The organism is Gimesia fumaroli, assembly GCF_007754425.1.
In the GTDB taxonomy this organism is placed as follows: domain Bacteria; phylum Planctomycetota; class Planctomycetia; order Planctomycetales; family Planctomycetaceae; genus Gimesia; species Gimesia fumaroli.
In genome coordinates, this window is sequence record NZ_CP037452.1 from 6,269,937 (window position 1) to 6,290,438 (window position 20,502).

Here is a 20,502-nt window from a genome sequence, read left to right on the forward strand (position 1 = left end):
TTTAATAGTATCGTCCAAATCGAATTCCGTCTAATGCAATCTCTGAGTTTTCGAATTGATACGATTATGTCACTTGTACGAAGCACGATTGCAATTTGCTGACTCTGTTTGACAGCAATTTTAAAATTTTCTTAATAATCGTCATTTTGAATCGATCGTAACTCACATATCGTTCTTTTTACGGGAGTATGCGAAAATGCAGCCGCATCCGATGATTGCCGTTCATGATGTCGAAGCCAGCAGTGCCTGGTATCAAAGCTTACTGATTTGTCGTAGTGGCCATGGTGGAACTGAATATGAACAGCTGACCGCAAACGATGACAGCCTGATCCTGCAACTGCATCATTGGGACGTACACGAGCATCCTCATCTGAGCGATCCAGAACAACCCAAAGGCAACGGCGTGCTGCTCTGGTTTCGGATTGATGATTTCGATGACGCGGTTGCGCGGGCTCAAGCCATGTCTGCAGAAATTCTGGACGGGCCGCTGGTCAATCCGAATGCCAACCATCGGGAAATCTGGATCCGCGACCCGGATGGTTATGTCGTCGTCCTTGCCGGACACTATGGCGATGTCTGATCGGTTTCACAGAATTCTTCCAAGCCCCCTACCAGAAATGATTGAGCAGACTATAATCGCCTGAGTTGAATTGAAATTTGAGAACCCAAATGCGCTCAATCACATTTTGTGAGCGGAATGGCGCTCAGAATTAGTTATCCAGGGAATGGAAACGGATGTCGCAACAAATCACGTCAGAAATTATTGAATCGTTCAAAAATCAGTTGGAAGACCATCCGATCTACGAGGCGATCGCCACGCTGGACGATCTGCAGCGATTTATGCAGCACCATGTCTACTCGGTCTGGGATTTCATGTCGCTGGTGAAGTATCTGCAAGGGGTCGTGGCACCGACCGGCGCGCCCTGGGTGCCTCTGGGCGATGCGAGCGTTCGACGATTTATCAACGAGATCGTATTGGAAGAAGAATGCGACGAAACCGCCGACGGCGCATATTCCAGCCACTTTGAACTGTATCAGACGGCGATGCAGGAAGTCGGCGCAGAGACGGAGTCGCTCGCGGAATTCATCGCCTGTGTGCAGACAGAGGGAATTCACGCTGCACTCGCGTTGCCTTGTGTGCCCGAGGCTTCGCGGCAGTTCACCACGAAAACGTTTGCCTTCATTGAAGAGGGAGCACCGCACAAAATCGCCGCCGCCTTTGCACTGGGACGCGAACATATCATTCCTGATATGTTTCGCTCGATCCTCAAACGCTCCGGCGTTACGGAAACAGAGGCCCCCGTGTTTCATTATTACCTGAATCGGCACATCGACCTCGACGGCGATTTCCACGCTCCGCTCTCACTTCGCCTGCTCAACGGACTGTGTGCGGGCGACGAAACCAAAAGTCAGGAAGCGATTGCAGCAGCCCAATCCGCCGTTCAGGCTCGGTTGCAATTGTGGGATGGTGTGTTGGAGAGTATTCAGGCGAAAGTTTGAGGAATCGATTCTGAAAGAAATTTTTACCTTTCACTAATACATATTTTTAATACGTTCGGTGCTCAATCATGACTTACCCCTCATTCAAAGCAGCAATGGCGCATGTGGCTCCGGTTTTCCTGGATAAAGATGCAACGGTCGATAAAGCCTGTTCGCTGATCCGTGAAGCAGCGCGGAACGGGGCGGAGCTGATTGTGTTTCCCGAGACGTATATTCCCGCGTTCCCCGTCTGGTGTGCACTGCAGGCGCCGATTCACAATCATGATCTGTTCTGCGAACTGGCCGCGAATTCGATCCAGATTGACGGCCCCGAGCTGGCAAAAATCGCCGAGACCGCCCGCGAATGCGAGCTGTTTGTTTCGATGGGCTTCAATGAAGGGACCACCGTCAGCAGCGGCTGCATCTGGAATTCCAACGTGTTGTTTGACGATGCAGGAAACATTATGTGTCATCACAGAAAGATTGTGCCGACCTTTTATGAAAAACTGATCTGGGCGCCCGGCGACGGTGCGGGGCTGGAAGTCTGCCCGACGCGGCTGGGACGCGTGGGCATGCTGATCTGCGGCGAAAATACGAATCCGCTCGCTCGGTTCGCATTACTTGCGCAAGGGGAACAGGTTCACCTTTCGACGTATCCGCCGGTCTGGCCGTCACATGATCCCGCCGTCCATGAAAACTATGATCTTAAAAATGCCATCCTGATTCGTGCGGGCGCGCATTCGTTTGAAGGCAAGCTGTTCAATCTCGTCGCCGCCGGTTACCTGGATCAAAACGCGCGAGACCTGTTGGCGAAACGAGACAAAGAGGCAGGGCGAATTCTGGACGCGAGTCCGCGCGGCATTTCTGTCGCCATCGGCCCGGGCGGCACTCCGATCAGTGAGATCATGCAGGCAGACGAAGGTCTGCTCTATGCCGACGTTGATCTTTCCTCGTGTGTGGAACCGAAACAGTTGCACGATCTGGTGGGCGGGTACAATCGATTCGATATTTTCCAGCTGACCGTCGATCGAACGGCGCAGCGCCCGATTCGTTTTCAATACCGGGACGATGATCCGACTGATGTGGACAAACCGACGTTTCAGTCCTGACGCCAGGCACTCGTTACTTGCTTTCCAACGCAGACTTTTTCTCATTCGCCTCGTCAGTCGAATAAACGTGAATATCCGTTTGCGGGAATGGAATCGAAATTCCCTCTTGATCAAAGCGGCGTTTGACTTCCCGGGTGACCGACGTTTTGACGGCCCACCAGTCGCTCGTTTTCGCCCAGGGACGACAGACAATATTCACGGAGGAATCCATCAACGCATGCACCACGACATCTGGTTTGGGATCTTTCAGCACCAATTCATGATTTTCAAGCACGTCTTTGATAATCTCTTCGGCACGCTCAAAGTCGTCTTCGTAGCCGATGCCAAATTCCAGATCGACCCGACGGACTTTATTCGCTGTGATGTTTGTGATCACATTGTTCCAGATGGAGTTATTGGGAACATGAATCGTCTGGTTATCAAACGTACGAAACGTGGTCGAAACGAGATTCATCTGTCGGACGGTTCCGGTAATCCCGCCTGCGGTCACGACATCGCCCACATCAAAGGGGCGATTGATCAGAATCATCAGCCCGCTGGCAAAGTTACTTAACGTGCCCTGCAGCGCCAGACCAACGACCAGGCCAGTCGCTCCGATCGCCGCTAAAACCGGGGTCATATCCACTTCCAGAGCCGCGAGTGCGACCGCGAACCCGACCAGGAAGATCACATTTTTGATGGTACCACTGATTAAATTCTCGGCCAGCTGTGTCAGCCTGACTTTGCGATCCAGCAACCACTTGACGATCGACGAACCAATTTTGGCCGTCAACCAGGTCATCAGCAGGATGAATAAAAACTTACCAAGGTTCCAAGCCCAGCGCTGGCCTCCTTCTTTGGAAACAAGCCAGCCTTTGATACCAGCCCAACTGGCACTGGCATCTGACGTATCCAACTCAATCCCCGAGACCGCTGTCATATATTTCTGATAGGTTTCGACATTTCCCCCTTTGAGTTCCAAAGAAGCCAATACCACTTCGAGCCGGTCACTCAACGCCGTACGTTCGTCCTGCAGCTTCATGAGGTTATCCAAAAACTCGGTTTTCATCGCTTCGGCTGACTGGGCAGGGGCCTCGGTTCCCGATTCAGCCTGCTTAATGGAATTCTCGTCTTTCTTTTTTTCTTGTTTTGCGTCAGATGTCTCATCCGACTTCGCCCCCTGATCATCGAGGTTCACCCCCAGATTCTCCTGCGCCTGTTGCGTCAGTTTTTCTTCTGTCTTCTGCGCCATTTTATCCGCCGTTGCTTTGACCCGTTCGGCTCTTTTCAGAGAATCGATAGCCTGCATTTCATCGTTGGTCGCCAGGGCTTCGTTGGTTTTCTTGACACCCAGCCGGGCCGCTGCAATCTGACGGGCTTTGTTCCGCAAGAGTTCAAACCAGGCATTCGCTTCGCCCTCTAATTCTGTTTTTGTGAGAGGTCGAACCATGATCTTCAACTGATCCAGGGGAATGGAAGGATCGATGGTGGTAATTGGCTTTAAGTCTTTTACGGTTTGAGGCGGTTGTTCCTGTTTTGACTCTTCCGTTTTTTTCGTATCTTGAGCTAATGCCGTCAAACCAGGCAGAAAGCAGAACATAATGAGCAGGAAAAACAGCTTGGAAAATCTCACAATTCACTCCGGAGTTTGATAATTGATTAGGGGAGGTCCGAACGCGCGCCAATCATAACAGGATTCAGCAGACGGACAAGATGGCATCAAAATTACATAACACTGTGTTTCGAGCGGCTTTCTGAACTTATTTTATTATGAAAACCAAAAAATTCAGCAGTACTTTTCACAATCTTACGTTATATTCCAGCAGACGTAAAATTTTTACCAGAGCAGTTTTCCATATCGTCACCGAAAGTGCGATCAGAACATGACTACGAACTACGATCCCATCGCCGAACAGTATCAACGCTCTAAACAGCAGCCGTGGCGAACCTTCGTGGAATGTTTCACATTAATGGAGCTGGCCGGCGACCTGCGCGATCTGACGGTCCTCGATGTTGCCTGTGGCGAAGGTTTTTATACACGCATGATTCGCGAACGGGGTGCGGCCCGTGTGACCGGCGTCGACCTTTCTCAAGGAATGATCGAGCTCGCCCAAAAACAGGAAGCCGCGCATCAACAGGGAATCAACTATATTGTGGGTGATGCACGCGAACTGCCTGTCGCCGACGAGTACGATCTGGCGATCGCCGCCTATCTGCTGAACTATGCCCGCACGCGCGACGAACTGCAGACGATGTGCGACGGCATCGCGCGGGCCCTCAAACCAGGCGGACGGTTTGTCACAGTTAACAGTAGTCCCGCGTATCACTTTCCGAGTGCGCCTTCATTCCGACAGTACGGTTTTGAAACCACCACCATCGGTGACTGGCGGGAAGGAACCCCGATCACCTGGACGTTCCACCTGGAAGACGGCCCGTTTGATATAGAGAACTACCACCTGAATGTCGCAACCCACGAAGCCGCATTCCGTGAAGCCGGCTTCAGCGAAGTCAACTGGCACACGCCCCAGCTTTCACCCGACGGGCTCAAAGACAACTCCATCGACTTCTGGGCTCCCCTCATGGAAAATTCACCCGTCGCGTTTATTGAGTGTGTGAAGTAGTCAGCAGCTTGTTTTAAAGAACGAATTGGCGCCATCCACCATTTTTAGAAGACGCATACCATACACTTCGCGCAGGGAAGACCTTCATTCCCGTCATTGATTCGTTTAAAATCGATGCAGACACTTCGAACCTGTATGATTATGATGTGCAGTCGGAAAAAGCAGAGGCCTGATAATATCAATCGGCAATCATGTGAAGCACTCTTCTTCAGATTTTTTGATCCGTGAATCCACCAGCGCTGACGAGAAAGAAGTCGCTGAAGTCTTCGCATCTGCTTTTGCGCCAGTCAGGATGATCTATCGCCCGACCTTAGAAACTTTATCTCATCAGACGAAACACCCATGGGAAGAAACCCGGCTCGTCGCCGTCATCAATGAGCAAATTGTGGCAACCGTTCAATTTGATCTCCATGAGGAGCATCTGCATGTGATTGGTTTAGCCGTTCGTCCCGAGTTTCAACGAAAAGGTATTGCCGGCCACTTACTGAATAGGATCTGCGACCACTCCGCCAGCACAGGCCGTCACAAAGTTGTCATAGAGACCATCAAAGAAACGGGCAACGTCCCCCTGTTTGAAAAGCTGGGATTTCAAATAGTCAACGAAGTAATCGCCAACTGGTGCATCAGTGAGATCCACGACCAACTTCATTTTGTTACCATGGAACGAACTGTTGTTGTGTAAATATTATTTTAAGCAGCAAATGTGAGCGGGTCGGCGCTAGCCGCCGGTTGTGATTGATGGGCGTTTTTTTCAAACTGGTGGCTAGCGCCATTCCGCTCACTAAAACAGTTCTCTTTCGCTCAATTTCTTACACTTCTTACGAAATAAAAACGCATTTTTTCGACGCTGAAGAATCATCTGTGGTCAAATTTGCAGCCGAGACCGGTTATACTTTTAGTAGTCATTTTAAATTGCGCATCGATTTTGAGGAGATTCAATATGACCAGTTCACGCATCACCCGTCGCGAAGCTCTACAGACGACCGCCGCTCTGGGAGCCGGTCTCTGGCTGGGGAGTTCTGCTCAACCGACGCGGGCGGCCGCGAATGAGAAACTGAATGTCGCCGTGATTGGGATCGGCGGGCGGGGATCAGCGAACCTGAGTGGGGTCGGGAAAACCGAAAACATTGTCGCGCTGTGTGATGTCGATGAAAAGCGAGCCGGGAAAGCGTTTGAGCGGTATCCCAAAGCGAAAAAATATACCGACTACCGCCGGATGCTGGACGATATGGAAAATCAGATCGACGCCGTCGTGGTGAGCACACCCGACCATACACACTTTCATCCGTCGATGATCGCGATGACGATGGGCAAGCATCTCTACTGCGAAAAGCCGATGGCCCATTCCGTCTGGGAAGTGCGCGAGATGACCAAACTCGCCGCAAAAAACAAACTCGCCACACAGCTCGGCATGCAGCGCCACGCACTCTCGAACATGCATCGCGCCGTTGAACTGATTCAGTCAGGCGCGATCGGCGATGTGAGTGAAGTTTACAGCTGGGTCAGTTCCAGTCGTGGCATGCCAGGACAACCAGTGAAAACCGTTCCGCCGCCCAAAACACTCGACTGGGATCTATGGATCGGCCCCGCAAAGTTTCGGCCATATGCTGTGAATAAAAAAGGAGAGGGCGCACTGGCACCATACAACTGGCGATTCTGGTGGGATTACGGCACCGGAGAAACCGGCAACTGGGGCTGTCATATTCTGGACATCCCATTCTGGGCGCTCGATTTGAAATACCCAACCCGCGTGGATGCCTCTGGACCGAAACTCGACGCCGAGCAGACGCCCCGCGACATGCAGACCAGCTTCGCATTCCCCGCCAACGATAAACGGGGCGCGATCAAGCTGCACTGGTCACAGCAGAAAGGGGGCCCGGCGATTCTGAAAGAGAAGGGACTCAAACTCAAAGGAGCCAACAACCTGTTCATCGGCTCCAAGGGAATGCTGCTGACCGGATTCGGCTCATTGAAACTGTTCCCCGAAAAAACATTTGCCAACTTCAAAGCACCAGAGAAATTCATCCCCGATTCCCCCGGCTTCTATAAGGAATGGACCGATGCCTGCAAGGGAGGTCAGCCGGCAACCTGCAACTTCGACTATTCAGGACCACTGTCCGAAACCGTGCTACTGGGCAACACCGCCTTTCGCGCCGGCGGCGGCTTCGACTGGGATGCATCCACGCTGACCGCAAAGGGGAACGACAACGCCAAACAATATCTGTTCTCAAAGTTCCGTAAAGGCTGGGAAGAGTTCACGAGTTAATCGAAAATGAAGTGAGCAGAATGGTTTATGATGCAACGTCGCACACGAATCGGAATATTTCTGATCTGTGCGATTTTGCTATTTCTGGTAATCCATTTTCTCTATGTCTTCTGCGCGGTTTTTTTCCAGCATCAGCGATGCCAATCATCGATTTAATGCTTACCGGAATTTGCTGTTTGATTTCAACACGTTGAATTACATCAATGATCAAAATGATCATAGTTTTGAGGTGTGGGAATCCGGGAGTTACGCAATGGCTCCTCTGAACCGGAAAGACCAGGGCGGTAAACCACTTTACAGTTGGCGGTTTGCGGAATACCTAACCTGGCCTGTGCCGCTTCCCCATGATCTCCACTGGACTGTAAAGGAATATCAACACTACAGAGAATCGGTCTCGTTGTATTTGTTTTGCAATGAGGGAGAATCAGAGACCTTTGTGTTCGCGATGGGAGGACCGGACACTGCCTTTGACCAGACCAATCCAACGCTGGTGAAATCCTTACAAGAAGATCTGATTCTGTTTGCAGACGTGTATCAAAGTAAGACGCACTGGATGCAGCCGGGGGATTTCAATGTAGAAACGCTGCCTGACCAAATCAATGTACCGGGCGGTCTGGGGTTAGAAGACTATCCCGGCTTTTTCGTCTGTTTTGTGGATGGCCAGATCTGGTGGTTGAGTGACGAGACTCCTGTCGGGATCGTCAAACGCTTTTGTACGATTACCGGTGCCCGCAAAGCAGATCGAAAGATTCTGGAACCTTATTGTCGTGAGATATACCAGGCCAATAAAGAGCATCTGATGTGGCTAAATCAATCTCGTTAAGCCCCAAACCAAGACTCTCTCTTGTCATTGAGCGGAGTTAATAGCCACCGGTTTCACGAACGTCTATTCACACACAACGGTGGTGTCTGGTAACACAAACGCTGGTGGTTTTCGGACCGGCCTGTTCGTTGTCCGGTCAACGAGCGAAAAGCCTGACTTGAACCTGTTTCTCTCAAACACTACAAAAACAGTGTTTTTCCGCCAGTTTTAACGCTTTTGAGGGTGTTGGCATGGGCTTTGCGTCTCTTCTCTACCGTGGCAAGGAACAAACCACATCTAGTCAACAAGAAACAAAACGGAAGGAAATGAAATGTTACGCCGAAGTATAAAAGTGATGGCAGCTGCTGCTGTCTTTGGAATCAGTCCTGCATTATTGACTGCTCAGTCACCTCTTGATGGAGCCGCTGGGAAAGTCGGAGCAGGCGTTGAAGCGGGTGCCCAGGTTACGCCGAAGGCCGATGCACCACAGGTACCACTGGATGGGGCAAAGCAAAACAAGGGTGTCAAAGGGAACCTGAAATCAGAGACGGAACTGAAATCGAAGTCTCAACTGAAACCAGGTCAAAAGCTGGATAGTCAGCTGGACACAAAAAACAAACTGGATGCCGATGCCAAAGCAGGCAATAAGCTGGATGCAAATCTCGATGCGAAAAGTAAAACCAAGGGGAAACTAAAAACTCCCAGCCGAACACCTCTGAACGATCAGAAAAGCAAGATTGAACAGGAACGAAAAATCGGTCCGACTGATGGAGCGATCAGAAAAGGTCTGCCGCAGACTGGCAAGATGAAAAAGCAAGTCCGCGAAGGTGTGAACCAGGTTCGTGACGGACAGAAGGGAATGCAGAAGCGTCTTCGAAATACTCCTCTGCCTCCCGATGGTAAGCGTCAAACTTTCCAGGGACAGGGACGAGTCGAGATCGACGACATGGTTCGTCAGGGAACGGCCCACCTGGATATCGACGACGAAACGCGTGCTCGCTATCGTCACCACAACGGTCACTGGTGGTTTAAAACTGAAAACGGTCAATGGTTAATTGATAACAATGGCCAATGGGAACCGTTTGACCCAGTCACCTATCGTGAGCCGAACCGTCCTATGAACCAGGAATTTCAGGGGCAAGGACAGTTTGAAGGAGACTTCCAGACTTACTCCGATGACGGTTACTACTACGATGACAGTGACTACTATTACGACAACGGCTATGGAAACCGTGGGTACCATCGTGGAAACGGTTACTACGGGAACCGGTATTACAATTACCGCCCCGGGTATGGTAACCGGAACGGTTATGGCAACCGAAATGGCTATAATCGATACGATCGTCGCTATGATCGTGGATCGCGAAACCGCGGACACTATAACGACCGAGGTCAATGGTCTTCAGGATACCGTGGTCGGATGAATAATGATCGTCGTCAGGGTGCTGCCATTGGAGCTGAAATTGGTGGTTCCATCGGTGGAAACCGTGGCGCAGCAATCGGTGCGGGAATTGGTGCTGAAATCGCTGACTAATTAAAAATGGAATTGCGTTAAAAGGAAAAATCCTGATCTGCAATACTGAAGTGCCGACTAAAGTATTGCAATCCAGGCAGACCAACAGAAGGCCCTCTGTTGGTCTGCTTTTTTATGCGCGGTACGAAGTGGAAGCATTCGATCGGTGATCTAAATATCATCCCTGATATGAGCGGAATGGCGCTAGCCACCCTTTGTGATACAGCAACCCAACTCACAACCGGCGGCTAGCGCCGACCCGCTCATCAGTGGTATGCGTACAATGACGTTTGTGATAGTAGGGGCCTTCCTTGTACGTTTCCTGATGATCGAGTAGTCTAAAGCTCAACTTTAATTCTAACCTGCAAGGAGTCTTCAATGAGCGATCGAATTATCATGCGTACTGGCGAAAGTCTTGTCGCCGGTGGTCCCCCTTTTACTGCTGCCGAACCGGAAGTCGTCATCGGAGAGCTCGACGGACCAGTGGGAACGGCGATTGCCACGCTCACCGGCGGTCAATCGGCGGGACACTCGAAAGTCTTTGCGATTTTGAATACCGACATTCAAGTCCGGCCCGTCACGTTGATGGTCAGTAAGGTCACCGTGAAGAGCAGCGCTTACACGAATATTCTGATGGGAACCGTCCAGGCCGCGATTGCCAATGGTGTGCTTGACGCTGTCCGAGCCGGCGATCTTCCCAAAGAAAAAGCAAACGATCTGGGCATCATCTGTTCGGTCTGGCTGAATCCGGGTGTGGCCAACGATGAAAACCTCGATCACAAAGCATTGTTCGAGATTCACCGCAAAGCCACCGCGCAAGCGATTCACAAAGCGATGCACAATGAACCGTCGATTGACTGGTTGCTCGAACACCAGGACGAAATCACACATAAGTATTATCAAAAGGGTCTCGACGGCACCCTCTGATGCCGCGAGAATCAATACGGCTGCCCCTGTTTCGCTTCCCCTTGATTTTGAAAGTCCGTGAACATGAATCGCTCGCATGTCATTTCTTTCTGTTTGTTGCTCTGCGCCGTTCAAACTCTGATGGGGGCCGAAAAACCGACGGTTCTCAGCAAAACAGTGCAGGTCCCGATGCGGGATGGCGTGCTGCTGGCGACCGACGTGTATCAGAGCCCCAACGTGAAACAGGCACCGGTCGTCTTGATGCGAACGCCTTATAACAAAGCCCGCGCCAAAAAAGCTGCCGAGCGATTTGCAGAGGCCGGCCTGATTGCCGTCGTGCAGGACTGTCGCGGGAAGTTTGAATCGGAGGGAATTTTTTATCCCTACGATAACGAAGGACAGGATGGATTTGACACGATCGAATGGCTGGGCAAACAACCATGGTGCAACGGAAAGATCGGCATGTGGGGCGCCTCATATGTCGGCGCGACACAATGGCTGGCGGCAAACGAACATCCGCCGGGACTGGTAACAATCGCACCGACGGCCACCTTCAGCAGTTTTTATCGCAACCTGTATCTGGGTGGTGCGTTGCGGATTTCGCTGATCGCCCGCTGGGCATCTGGCAATTCTCAGAAACCGGAAGGCGCTGAAGTCACCCAAGACTGGCGGGGTACGCTGCTACATCTGCCAATGAGCGAAGTTGACAATGAAATTGGCTGGTCGATTCCCTGGCTGGAAGGCATGCTGACGCACCCAGAGCACGATGGTTTTTGGAACCGGACCGAGCTGACCGACGACATTGTTGATCTGAAACTGCCGATGCAGCATATCGTCGGTTATTACGATTTCTTTTCGCGCGAATCAGTCAACAATTTCACACGCATGCAGCAAGAGGCCCGCGATCCGGAAACGCGTCGACAACAGCAATTGATTCTTGGTCCGTGGGATCACGGTTCCATCGGCCGATCGAAAGTGGGCGATGTTGATTTTGGTGAGAACGCGGTGATTGATGCGGCAGGAGAGAATCTGAAATGGTTCGAACGACGTTTACTGGGCAAACAGCCGGAGCAGGACCGCGCAGACGTTCCCGTACGATATTTTTCGCTGGGAGACAATGTCTGGTTTAACGCGACCACCTGGCCGCCACAGGGTTTTACCGCAACGTCCTTCTATCTGCATTCGAACGGCAAGGCGAATACCAGTGACGGCGATGGCAGGTTGGATCTCTGTCCGTCAACCACCGATGAAGCAGCCGACCGCTTTCAGGCTGATCCCAACGATCCCGCGCCCGCCTGTCCGGTGACGGACAAACGCCCGCTGATTTCAGCGACCTGGGCCCCCGTGGATCAGCGTCCTATTGAAAAACGAAACGACGTGCTGGTTTATACGTCGGAGCCATATACGGAGCCGCTCTCGTTCGCCGGCAATGCGCAAGCGAAACTCTTCGTCTCGGCAGATACGCCCGATGCGGACTGGGTGGTCAAACTGATCGACGTGCATCCCAACGGCTTTTCGCAAAACCTGGCGGTAGGAATTCTACGCGGCCGCTTCCGCAATTCCGAACAGCAGCCCACACTTCTCAAGCCGGGCGAAGTCTACGAGATCACCGTGGACCTCGGCCCAATCGCCGCCCAGATCGGCAAAGGACACCGGCTGCGGGTGGATATCTGCGGCGCGTATTTCCCGCTGTTTGATCGGAATCCGAATTCAGGCGAAGGACCGTTCGGGAAAGACACGAAAATATCGACCGAACGCGTGTATCACGATGCAGTGCGGCCATCGCAGATTATTTTGCCGTGCAAGCAGTGACTGCATTTTGGTGGTTGACTGAATACACTTCGATTCAGTTATTGGGAATCGGCACGACTTTCAGATTCACTTTGGATTCGTCAACAATGCTCAACACGTCGCGGCAGTATTCGTGGCAGTTGATGCAGGTATTCAGCGAGTGCATGTAGGAGTAGGTGGCGCCGTCGAGATTTTTTTCCTCGGCCATCTTTGCCAGTTTCTGTGCCTGCTTGCGAAGTTCCATGCGGTGATGCGCATAGACGGGATCATTGTGAGACGCCCATTCGGTGGCGATGCAGATGCTGCCCAGCTCGGTGGCCCCCCGATGGATCTGGTCAAAATCTTTCGTCACCAGGCCGTTGGTGATTTTCTGACTGCAGGCGAGCTTGGCCAGCATCAATGCGCCCTGCTGGTCACTTTTTTCTTCTTCCGTCTTGCTGGTTTCGCTGGCGGCGGAAACCACTCCCGCGATCAGGAAAACGACTGCCGTCACCAATAACCATCGTTGCGTCATGCTCATTTCTGGTCCTCGGAACGCGCGACAGACAGGCTGTAGCGCAGATTAAGATGCCCTGTTTCAGGCGGCCGTGCCTGTTTTGCTTGATCCGTATAATCGGCCTAATACATCCTATCGGCTGTTGAGGTCCGAATTCTGAAACCAAGGGGCCAGAAAGACTCAAGAATTGTCTCAAGCAGCAGCATGGAGTTTGATTTGCGTGTAGATTTTACAATATGGAGCAGTGACTCGCGACTTGCTCAGTTAGATCGTGAGCGGAATGGCGCGAGCCGCCGGTAATCAGAATTGACCCATTTCACACCATCGGCAACCGACTGGCGTTACATCGTTTCTTTGATGCCGGTGCGAATCAGCCACCAGTTGACGGGGAAGGATGTCACAAAGCCACAGAGCATGGCGATCTGCATCATGAACCAGAAGATCGGGCTGGTCTTTGCCATTTCCGCACTCTCAAGTCCAAAGATCCCAAACAGACAGAGCCCCATCCAGCCATACATGCCGATCTGCCAGAAGGTCAGCGAGAGAGAATCGACTTTGAACGCCGTCACGAGTCCTTCCTTGAATCCCAGGTGCCGCATGGGAACGATGCTGAAATATTGGAACGCAACACCGAACAGCAGTGCCAGCACATAGTCAACGCCCCAGGCGAACCAGACGAGCGAGGCACCCGACAGGTTAATGACCGTCGGCACCAGAAAGTGCATTCCCCCTTCTGCAATGATATCGCCGACCGTGCAGCCGCTGCCGCAATGCGTCCCCCCCACAACCACGCTCTGCCAGAACGGTTTTTTCGGCATCGACGGCATTGTGTCGGCGTGTTGTTCGCTGTGGCCGTGCATCTGATGTTCGCCGTGCATCTCATGCTGGCTGTGATTAGTGTGATCCTCGTGCGGCATGTCGTGCATGCTCATTCGCCCGAACCAGTAATAAATTAAAATCGCCAGTGGGCCGGCATACAGGGCCGTCAGCGGCCAGACCACATTCATGATCGCCATATGCTGGGGATGCCGAATCACATCGATCAAAAGCCAGAGCGAACAAAGAACGGCGAGGACTAAAGAGACAGTCGCGATGATGGTCAACATATCAGAATTTCCCCGGTGCAGAAGGATATTGATTGTCAGACGGAAGCCGGAGCTATTCTAGTGATTCCCGGCAATCGGGTCAGTACCAAGTTTGCCTGTTGAAACGCAAAACCCTTCCGTTTGAGCCAGAGTCTGATAGAATCAATGCCTGAACTCCGTTGATTCTTCATCACGAATAAAAATACAGGAACCCACCATGAACGACTCCCGCTTGAAACCCATTCTGCGTTCTATGATTGCATTAGCGATTTGTCTGTCGCTGATTCAAATCGCTACTGCTGCTGAGAAATATGAACTGAACGTGGTCACCGATCGGCCGGATGCGATTTATAAAACTGGGGAAACCGCCCGGTTTCTGATTTCACTGACGAAAGACGGTAAGCCGGCCACAGGCGAGAAGGTCTCTTATTACGTTGATGATTTCATCCCCGGAGCACCCGGTTTTCCCAAAGGGACCCTGATGATGGGCGTTGGGCCGGCGGAAATTTCAGTGAAGGCTGACAAACCCGGGTTCCTGCGTTGTGTTGTTCAAGCGGGCGACAAGAAAAAAGTAACCAAGATTGCCGGTGCCGCGTTTTCGCCGTTAGAGATTGGCCTCAGCCAGCCGGTACCCGACGACTTTGATCAGTTCTGGGCCGACCAGAAAAAACAGTTGGCTGCGGTCCCTGCGGAAGCGAAACTGACTCTGGTCAAGCAGGCCGATCCGAAGCTGGACTGTTTTGATGTGCAAGTCGATTGCCTGGGCGGCGCCCCCGTCTCCGGTTATCTGGCAAAACCGAAAGACGCAAAGCCCAATAGTCTGCCTGCGATTCTCTGGGTGCATGGGGCAGGGGTCCGCAGTTCATCGCTGGGGAACGCCGTCAAGGGAGCGAATGCCGGGATGTTGTCGATGGACATCAACGCGCACGGCATCCCCAACGGTAAGCCGGCCCAATATTATAAAGATCTCTCGCAAGGGGAATTGAGCGGCTATCGACACGCGGGACGCGAGAGCCGCGAGACGATTTACTTTCGCGGCATGTTTCTGCGTCTGGTACGGGCCATCGATTTTCTGACCGCACAACCGGAGTGGGACGGAAAAACGGTGATCGTCATCGGCCACAGCCAGGGAGGCGGCCAGGCGTTAGCCGCCGGCGGCATTGATGACCGCGTGACCTTCATCGCCACCGGAGTGCCGGCGATTTGCGATCACTCAGGCCGCGCCGCCGGTCGGATCAATGGCTGGCCGAAACTGGTCAACACACTGCCGAATGGCAAACCCGATCCAACCCAACTCAAAGCCGCCCAGTACGTCGACGCGGTCAACTTCGCCACCCGCTGCAAAGCAGACGGCATCATGAGCGTCGGCTTTATCGACGCCGTCTGTCCCCCTTCCAGTTGCTATGCTGCCTATAACCAGCTGAGCGGGAAAAAGCAGGTGATCAACAAACCGCTCATGGGCCACGCCGCCCCCGCGGACATTCACAAAGCATTTTTTGACGCGGTGCTGGAACACGTGAAGCAGCAGGCGAAGGAAAAATAAAAGGCAACAACCATGTGAGCGGAATGGCGCTAGCCACCGGTTTGGATACGGCAATCCCAATACAAAACCGGCGTTGGATGGCACCGTTGGCTTGCCCAACGGTGTAATGCGGGTGCTTGCCTTACCTTAAAACCGGCACTGTCGGACAAGCCGAGCAGTGCCACACCAGAATCTCTTTTAATATGTTGTGAACAATTATTTTCGGGTAACCCCGTATGGAATTCGGGGTTGTCGGAGACAACAGGAAACTGTCAGGACACACGTTCGTTCCCAATTGGCTGTTTCACTACTGGGATACTTTATTGGAAGTTACGTTTTCTCTACCTTGTTTGATTCAACTGTCAATTTCCTGCTTGAATAGCAGACAAGATTTACTACCACGAAAAACTCGAAAAGATACGAAAGGCGAGTACGATCGTATGGAACGATCCGAGTTAACATCGCAGGACTTTCTGATCTGGTGGCGAAACCGGTTTCCAAAACTCGCTTGTATTTTCGCCCCCTATATTCGAACTCAAATCTCACGATCGTTGGGGGCTGAGAGTTGCTTTACCCTCCGTATTTCCTATTTCGTCGCACATCTTTCTGAGGATGATCCAGATGAATTCACACCCGCTAGTCAATTTGATTGGCTTTCCCCCGATTCTCGCGAAGGGTTGATTGATGACTTAGTTGTCCTGGGGATGGATGCTCTGGTAAAGCACATGCGAGACAATCCCTATGCTGGAATCCCTGCGTATATCTCCAGTGCAGTGACAGATCGTCTAAATTTAAAACTGGATGATTATTTTAGGACTCACCGTGCAACCCTGATTGAGGATATGGAATCCGCGACGGGGCAAACGACGGATCAGTTGCCGAAAAAGTTATCTTTGTCGACGGTTGCTTGCGATGCAGATCAATATCTTACATTGCCGTACGTTCAAAAGTTCTTGAAGTATATCGAACGTGCGGATCATGAACTGGTTTCACTCAAGGAACTTTTATTAACACCAGATGATTCCGTCGATCCCCTCGTCAAACGTCGGTACCTGGATTTTCGGATTGAATTGAATCGTCATTTAAATAGTTTTGAGGGTCAAATTCCCGAGATCGCTGAAGAATGGATTTATAACACCTTGGAGTTGATGGAAGCGTATCCAAACTATTTCGGAAAATGAACTTAAGAAAGCAGCAATTCATCTTATTGGATTAACGGTTCCCGGAACCTATTTTTTGCCAAATCTTAACAGAGTGATCAGGCAGATGATCTGATAGAATGAACGATTGCTGGAACTTTACATTCTGAAGTGCCTGACTTATCTTTTTTTGAGCACAGGATTAGCAGATGACATCCGAAGCAGTAAAAATGATGGTGATCCAAACGATAGAGAAAGAGCATCTCGGCTTTACTCTGTTTCACCCGGATCTCAGCCAGGACAAGGGAGACTGCGTCTTTATGATCATTCCTCAAAATCCGAAATTGTTGGAATTAGATGAAGTCGATCTGTTCTTAAGCATTAAAGAAACAGGAGAGCATAAATGGACGCGGCTAGGAAATGCCCTACTGATTTCACAGGGAGAGGAAGATATCCTCAAATACGGTGATGATGGTTTTATTGAGCATATTCCTACCGAATCACGACTGGGCCAATGGGTTGCTCACACGCCTCAACAGTAGGAGTCGCTAATTTTCTGTGTGGAATGGCGTAAGCCACCGGTTTTATAAAACGATCGCCGATCACCACCGGCGGTTAGTGCCGATCTGCTCATCGTTGGTTAGTTTACTCTGGCTTCGGTCCAGTCGGACATTGCATTTTGATGACTTGTTTTTGGCGGCGGCTGATGCCGTAGAGTGTGCCGGAGTTGCTTTGGTCCCAGGCAATGCCCTGGCCGGTGATCGGGGCGGGCAGGGTGGTGATGTGCTTCAGTGTTGTTCCTGATTTCGGCAGTTCCAGCACATAAAGTTCGCCATGATCGTGGCCCGTGGTGTAGAGTTTCCCATCGGAACTCCAGGCGCCGCCGGAATTGCTGTTGGGAAGAAAACGTTTCAGAACGGAATCGGGAAATGTATATGTGGCCTCCGACTGCCAGTGATCGTTGTAACGTACAACGCGGGTCTTACGGACGTTGTCCAACTTGCCGTAAAAAGCAAACGCGATCCACCATTTATCCTGCCACCGATCGATCCAGTTAATCGCGCCCTCGGTATCGGGAAATTTCAGCGTCTCTAAATGTTTCAACGTCTTGGCGTCGAAGATTTCCACCGTATTCTTCAGCGGTGAAGCAGGCCAGTTCGAATGCGCACAATACAGTTTACCGTCGATAACAACGCCGCTATTCAGATGCCGAATGTGCGAGTCTTTCGGCCCAGTCCATGTTTTGAGTTGAGTCCCGTCCAATTTTTGATAGCGGGCGATGCCTCGACTGGAAATCGCATAAAACGAACTTTCATCCACGGCCACCGCCTGATGAGCTTCCTTTGCCGGAAAACGTTTGAGTTCGCGAAAGTCCGGCTGTTTGTCTGCTGCCTGTGCGGGGAGAACAGAGCAAAAGAGTACCAAACAGAGAAACCAAAGTGTTTTGAAGTGGTTGGGATTACTGGGCATGACGATCTCGTGAAAACAATACAACTTGCAGTGGGATTCTGTAAAGACATGATAACCTGACCGGGAATGGAAGTCGAATCTTGATCGTTTTGTTTTTTACTACCACGAAAGACGCGAAAAGCACGAAAAAAATTTGGCAGCCGCTTTCAATCAGGGACGTTCATCGAGCGGCGCGTGTTCGTCACATTTTTTGCATTCGAGTTTGTGGCCCAGCATGGCGTCGCGGCCGGATTGCGTGGTGACCCACTCGCGAGTAATTAAGGGAGGATCGTGGCGGACGTGCTGGTTGTGTCCGCAGTGGAGTTGTGCGACCCAGTGGCCTTGTTCGTCTTTGTGATAGCCGATGATGGGTTGTTGCACTTGGTATTTCTTGGTTGATGTGTTTGTTGTTTTGTCTGTTTTTTGATACGGCGGCTGTCGTCGATCCGCTCAGGTGGCTATGTTAACTACAGACTCATATAGTGAGTACATCTCTACCAGGAACGATTACTCGACTTTAATTCGGATCGCGCTCGAGACAGCCGTCGTTCCAGTGCGATTCCTCACGTGGCACTGGAGACGCTTTACTCCTGCGACGGGATAAGTCACACGGGCCTTGGGACTAGGGGAAAATTCAGTATCTAACTTTCCATCTCCTTCGAAGTCCCAGGCATACTGGAGTGACGATGAAACTCCATCGGGATCTTTCGTTTTCTCCGCAGATACGGAGAGAGGCTCGCCTACCTTGAGTCGCATCTTCGGACAGGTAACATAAGGGTGAGCGGCTCGTTTTGAGGCGGCAGACACCACGGCAGTACCGGGGAGAATTCTAACATTCCCACTACGATCAAATACCCGTAACTGCCAGCGGTTATCACCAATTTCATATCTCCAGAAAGGAAGGTTCACTTGCGCGGCCGTTCCGGAAACTTCCTGCGAGGCGACAACACAGCCATTATTCATCAGCATCACGTAGGCGAGTTCATCGTCGTCGCGAATCGATACGGAGCATACCAAAAGACCTTCGACCGGTTCCGTTGAAACATTCGCCTGCTCAATCGAGGGTGCTTTTGTATCATTGAATTCTTCCCCCGAGCGGAAGAATCGATTGAGTCGCAATAGATCAGACGCATTTGCGCTCAGGTGTGTATACTCATTCGAAAATTTCTCGGGATACAACCAAGCTCGAAAACCTCGAAGCCCGTTCCCCATTAAATTCCCCGCAGCATTGTCATCGTTTCTGAAGTCGTGCGTTAACAGAAAACAGTGCCCCAGTTCATGCAGCCAACTGCCCAGATTTGAAGAGACTACGGTCCCGACGGTGGTTCCGCGACTTGGCGGAAAGCTCACCCCCCGCTTCAGGGGAAAACGACCGAGACTTGGCACAATCATCCCGTGATACGGTTTTTCATTCGTCAAGGCAGTTAAGGATAACTCTCCCAATGTGCCCGTATCGCAAACCATCGCACCTGTATGAAAAGTCTTCCCGCCCCCCTGACGATGAACGCCAACAACATTCCCACTCGAAAGGATTTCCTGCATATCGATCATCAAAAGCCAGACCTGGCCACTTTCTTCTACAGGAATCCCGACGTCTTTCGAATCGGTCACAACGCGACTATAAACTTTGTCACCCTGACCTGGCTGATTCGTCCGGTAATAAGCACTGGGACGTGGCAGACGGATGTTATGCACCCGGGGCCAGGATGAATCCGTTTCAGTCTCATAGGAAAACGTCATCTCACCGTGACCGTTATGGGCCATCTGGTCGGCAAACCAACGTTGATACCACAGCAAGAGTTCTGCAGCGCGATGTGCTGCCGCTGCATTCGGGGATCGGTCGGCTGGAATTAAATAAGCAATTCGAACTCGATACGAATTGGATTCCTGCCTGATTTCAGTTGGTTTCTTGAATCGTTCGGTGACCGGCAGGTCGAGGTCTGCACAGACCATAGCCAGACTGTCCGAGGCATTGGTATAGAGACGATTCAGCGGGGTACCTGACAGATTCGCAAGTGCAAGGGCGTTCTTAAGCGGGGCGACCTTGTCCTGAAGCGATTGTTGGGGTTGTCGATGTCCCCGACGTTTTAACAGGATCGCCTGTTTCTGAACATCTCGAAGTGACAGCGTCTTGTCTTGCGAATCATCCGCACGCGCCTGCTGTGCTGAGAGGATCGCGACCAAAAAAAACCAGTAAGAACTCTTAGGTCGCATAATACACTTTCTTAATCTCACCCTGAGCAAGCGATTCAATCCACCGGTTAAAATGTAAAGCAGATTTTATTTTTGCCGTAGTCATTCTATACTATGGAGGCAAGAGATCGCTGGAAGAAAGAGAGTAATAC

Annotated in this window: 19 protein-coding genes; 13 read left to right on the top strand and 6 right to left on the bottom strand. The window is 51.4% G+C overall.

The window, feature by feature from the left end:
- The first annotated feature begins 196 nt into the window (after positions 1-196).
- From Enr17x_RS23780 to Enr17x_RS23790, 3 genes are all read left to right on the top strand, one after another.
- A complete protein-coding gene (locus Enr17x_RS23780; RefSeq protein ID WP_145312169.1) occupies positions 197-580 on the top strand; it encodes a VOC family protein in 384 nt (127 codons plus the stop codon).
- A gap of 155 nt (positions 581-735) precedes the next feature.
- Entirely contained in the window at positions 736-1,500 is a 765-nt protein-coding gene (locus tag Enr17x_RS23785; RefSeq protein ID WP_145312170.1) for a DUF3050 domain-containing protein, read from the top strand.
- A gap of 68 nt (positions 1,501-1,568) precedes the next feature.
- Complete coding sequence (locus tag Enr17x_RS23790; protein WP_145312171.1) at positions 1,569-2,588, top strand: carbon-nitrogen hydrolase family protein; 1,020 nt, start codon at positions 1,569-1,571, stop codon at positions 2,586-2,588.
- Positions 2,589-2,601: 13 nt separating this feature from the next.
- Here the strand turns inward: Enr17x_RS23790 and Enr17x_RS23795 are convergent, their stop codons facing one another.
- On the bottom strand, positions 2,602-4,200 hold the full coding sequence (locus Enr17x_RS23795; protein ID WP_198000763.1) for a mechanosensitive ion channel family protein: 1,599 nt from the start codon (positions 4,198-4,200) through the stop codon (positions 2,602-2,604).
- A 250-nt stretch (positions 4,201-4,450) separates the two neighbouring features.
- Between Enr17x_RS23795 and Enr17x_RS23800 the strand changes: the two genes are divergently transcribed.
- The 7 genes from Enr17x_RS23800 to Enr17x_RS23830 all read left to right on the top strand — a co-directional run bounded on the left by Enr17x_RS23800 (position 4,451) and on the right by Enr17x_RS23830 (position 12,487).
- Positions 4,451-5,188, top strand: coding sequence for a class I SAM-dependent methyltransferase (locus tag Enr17x_RS23800; RefSeq protein WP_145312172.1), 738 nt, complete (start codon positions 4,451-4,453; stop codon positions 5,186-5,188).
- 193 nt (positions 5,189-5,381) lie between these two features.
- A complete protein-coding gene (locus tag Enr17x_RS23805; RefSeq protein ID WP_232100833.1) occupies positions 5,382-5,870 on the top strand; it encodes a GNAT family N-acetyltransferase in 489 nt (162 codons plus the stop codon).
- A 258-nt stretch (positions 5,871-6,128) separates the two neighbouring features.
- Entirely contained in the window at positions 6,129-7,454 is a 1,326-nt protein-coding gene (locus Enr17x_RS23810) for a Gfo/Idh/MocA family protein (protein WP_145312173.1), read from the top strand.
- Positions 7,455-7,707: 253 nt separating this feature from the next.
- On the top strand, positions 7,708-8,277 hold the full coding sequence (locus Enr17x_RS23815; RefSeq protein ID WP_145312174.1) for a hypothetical protein: 570 nt from the start codon (positions 7,708-7,710) through the stop codon (positions 8,275-8,277).
- 310 nt (positions 8,278-8,587) lie between these two features.
- Positions 8,588-9,790, top strand: coding sequence for a hypothetical protein (locus Enr17x_RS23820; RefSeq protein ID WP_145312175.1), 1,203 nt, complete (start codon positions 8,588-8,590; stop codon positions 9,788-9,790).
- 357 nt (positions 9,791-10,147) lie between these two features.
- Positions 10,148-10,696, top strand: a complete 549-nt coding sequence (gene fae, locus Enr17x_RS23825; protein ID WP_145220514.1) for a formaldehyde-activating enzyme — start codon at positions 10,148-10,150, stop codon at positions 10,694-10,696.
- 63 nt (positions 10,697-10,759) lie between these two features.
- Positions 10,760-12,487 carry a CocE/NonD family hydrolase gene (locus tag Enr17x_RS23830; RefSeq protein ID WP_145312176.1) on the top strand — a complete coding sequence of 576 codons (1,728 nt, stop codon included), beginning with the start codon at positions 10,760-10,762 and terminating at the stop codon, positions 12,485-12,487.
- Positions 12,488-12,521: 34 nt separating this feature from the next.
- On the opposite strand, the gene Enr17x_RS23835 is transcribed toward Enr17x_RS23830, so the two are convergent.
- Both Enr17x_RS23835 and Enr17x_RS23840 read right to left on the bottom strand, forming a co-directional pair.
- Entirely contained in the window at positions 12,522-12,980 is a 459-nt protein-coding gene (locus Enr17x_RS23835) for a hypothetical protein (protein WP_145312177.1), read from the bottom strand.
- Between the two features lie 323 nt (positions 12,981-13,303).
- The gene (locus tag Enr17x_RS23840) at positions 13,304-14,068 is read right to left on the bottom strand and encodes a DUF4396 domain-containing protein (RefSeq protein ID WP_145312178.1); all 765 of its coding nucleotides are present in this window, start codon (positions 14,066-14,068) and stop codon (positions 13,304-13,306) included.
- Positions 14,069-14,264: 196 nt separating this feature from the next.
- Here Enr17x_RS23840 and Enr17x_RS23845 point away from each other — a divergent pair, with 196 nt between their 5' ends.
- The 3 genes from Enr17x_RS23845 (at position 14,265) to Enr17x_RS23855 (ending at position 17,250) form a co-directional block, all read left to right on the top strand.
- A complete protein-coding gene (locus Enr17x_RS23845; protein WP_145312179.1) occupies positions 14,265-15,590 on the top strand; it encodes an acetylxylan esterase in 1,326 nt (441 codons plus the stop codon).
- Positions 15,591-16,009: 419 nt separating this feature from the next.
- A complete protein-coding gene (locus Enr17x_RS23850; protein ID WP_145312180.1) occupies positions 16,010-16,750 on the top strand; it encodes a hypothetical protein in 741 nt (246 codons plus the stop codon).
- Between the two features lie 167 nt (positions 16,751-16,917).
- A complete protein-coding gene (locus Enr17x_RS23855) occupies positions 16,918-17,250 on the top strand; it encodes a hypothetical protein (protein ID WP_145312181.1) in 333 nt (110 codons plus the stop codon).
- 103 nt (positions 17,251-17,353) lie between these two features.
- On the opposite strand, the gene Enr17x_RS23860 is transcribed toward Enr17x_RS23855, so the two are convergent.
- The 3 genes from Enr17x_RS23860 to Enr17x_RS23870 all read right to left on the bottom strand — a co-directional run bounded on the left by Enr17x_RS23860 (position 17,354) and on the right by Enr17x_RS23870 (position 20,371).
- Entirely contained in the window at positions 17,354-18,178 is an 825-nt protein-coding gene (locus Enr17x_RS23860; protein WP_145312182.1) for a hypothetical protein, read from the bottom strand.
- Between the two features lie 150 nt (positions 18,179-18,328).
- On the bottom strand, positions 18,329-18,538 hold the full coding sequence (locus Enr17x_RS23865) for a DUF3565 domain-containing protein (RefSeq protein WP_145312183.1): 210 nt from the start codon (positions 18,536-18,538) through the stop codon (positions 18,329-18,331).
- Between the two features lie 126 nt (positions 18,539-18,664).
- Positions 18,665-20,371, bottom strand: a complete 1,707-nt coding sequence (locus Enr17x_RS23870; protein WP_145312184.1) for a hypothetical protein — start codon at positions 20,369-20,371, stop codon at positions 18,665-18,667.
- Positions 20,372-20,502: the final 131 nt, after the last annotated feature.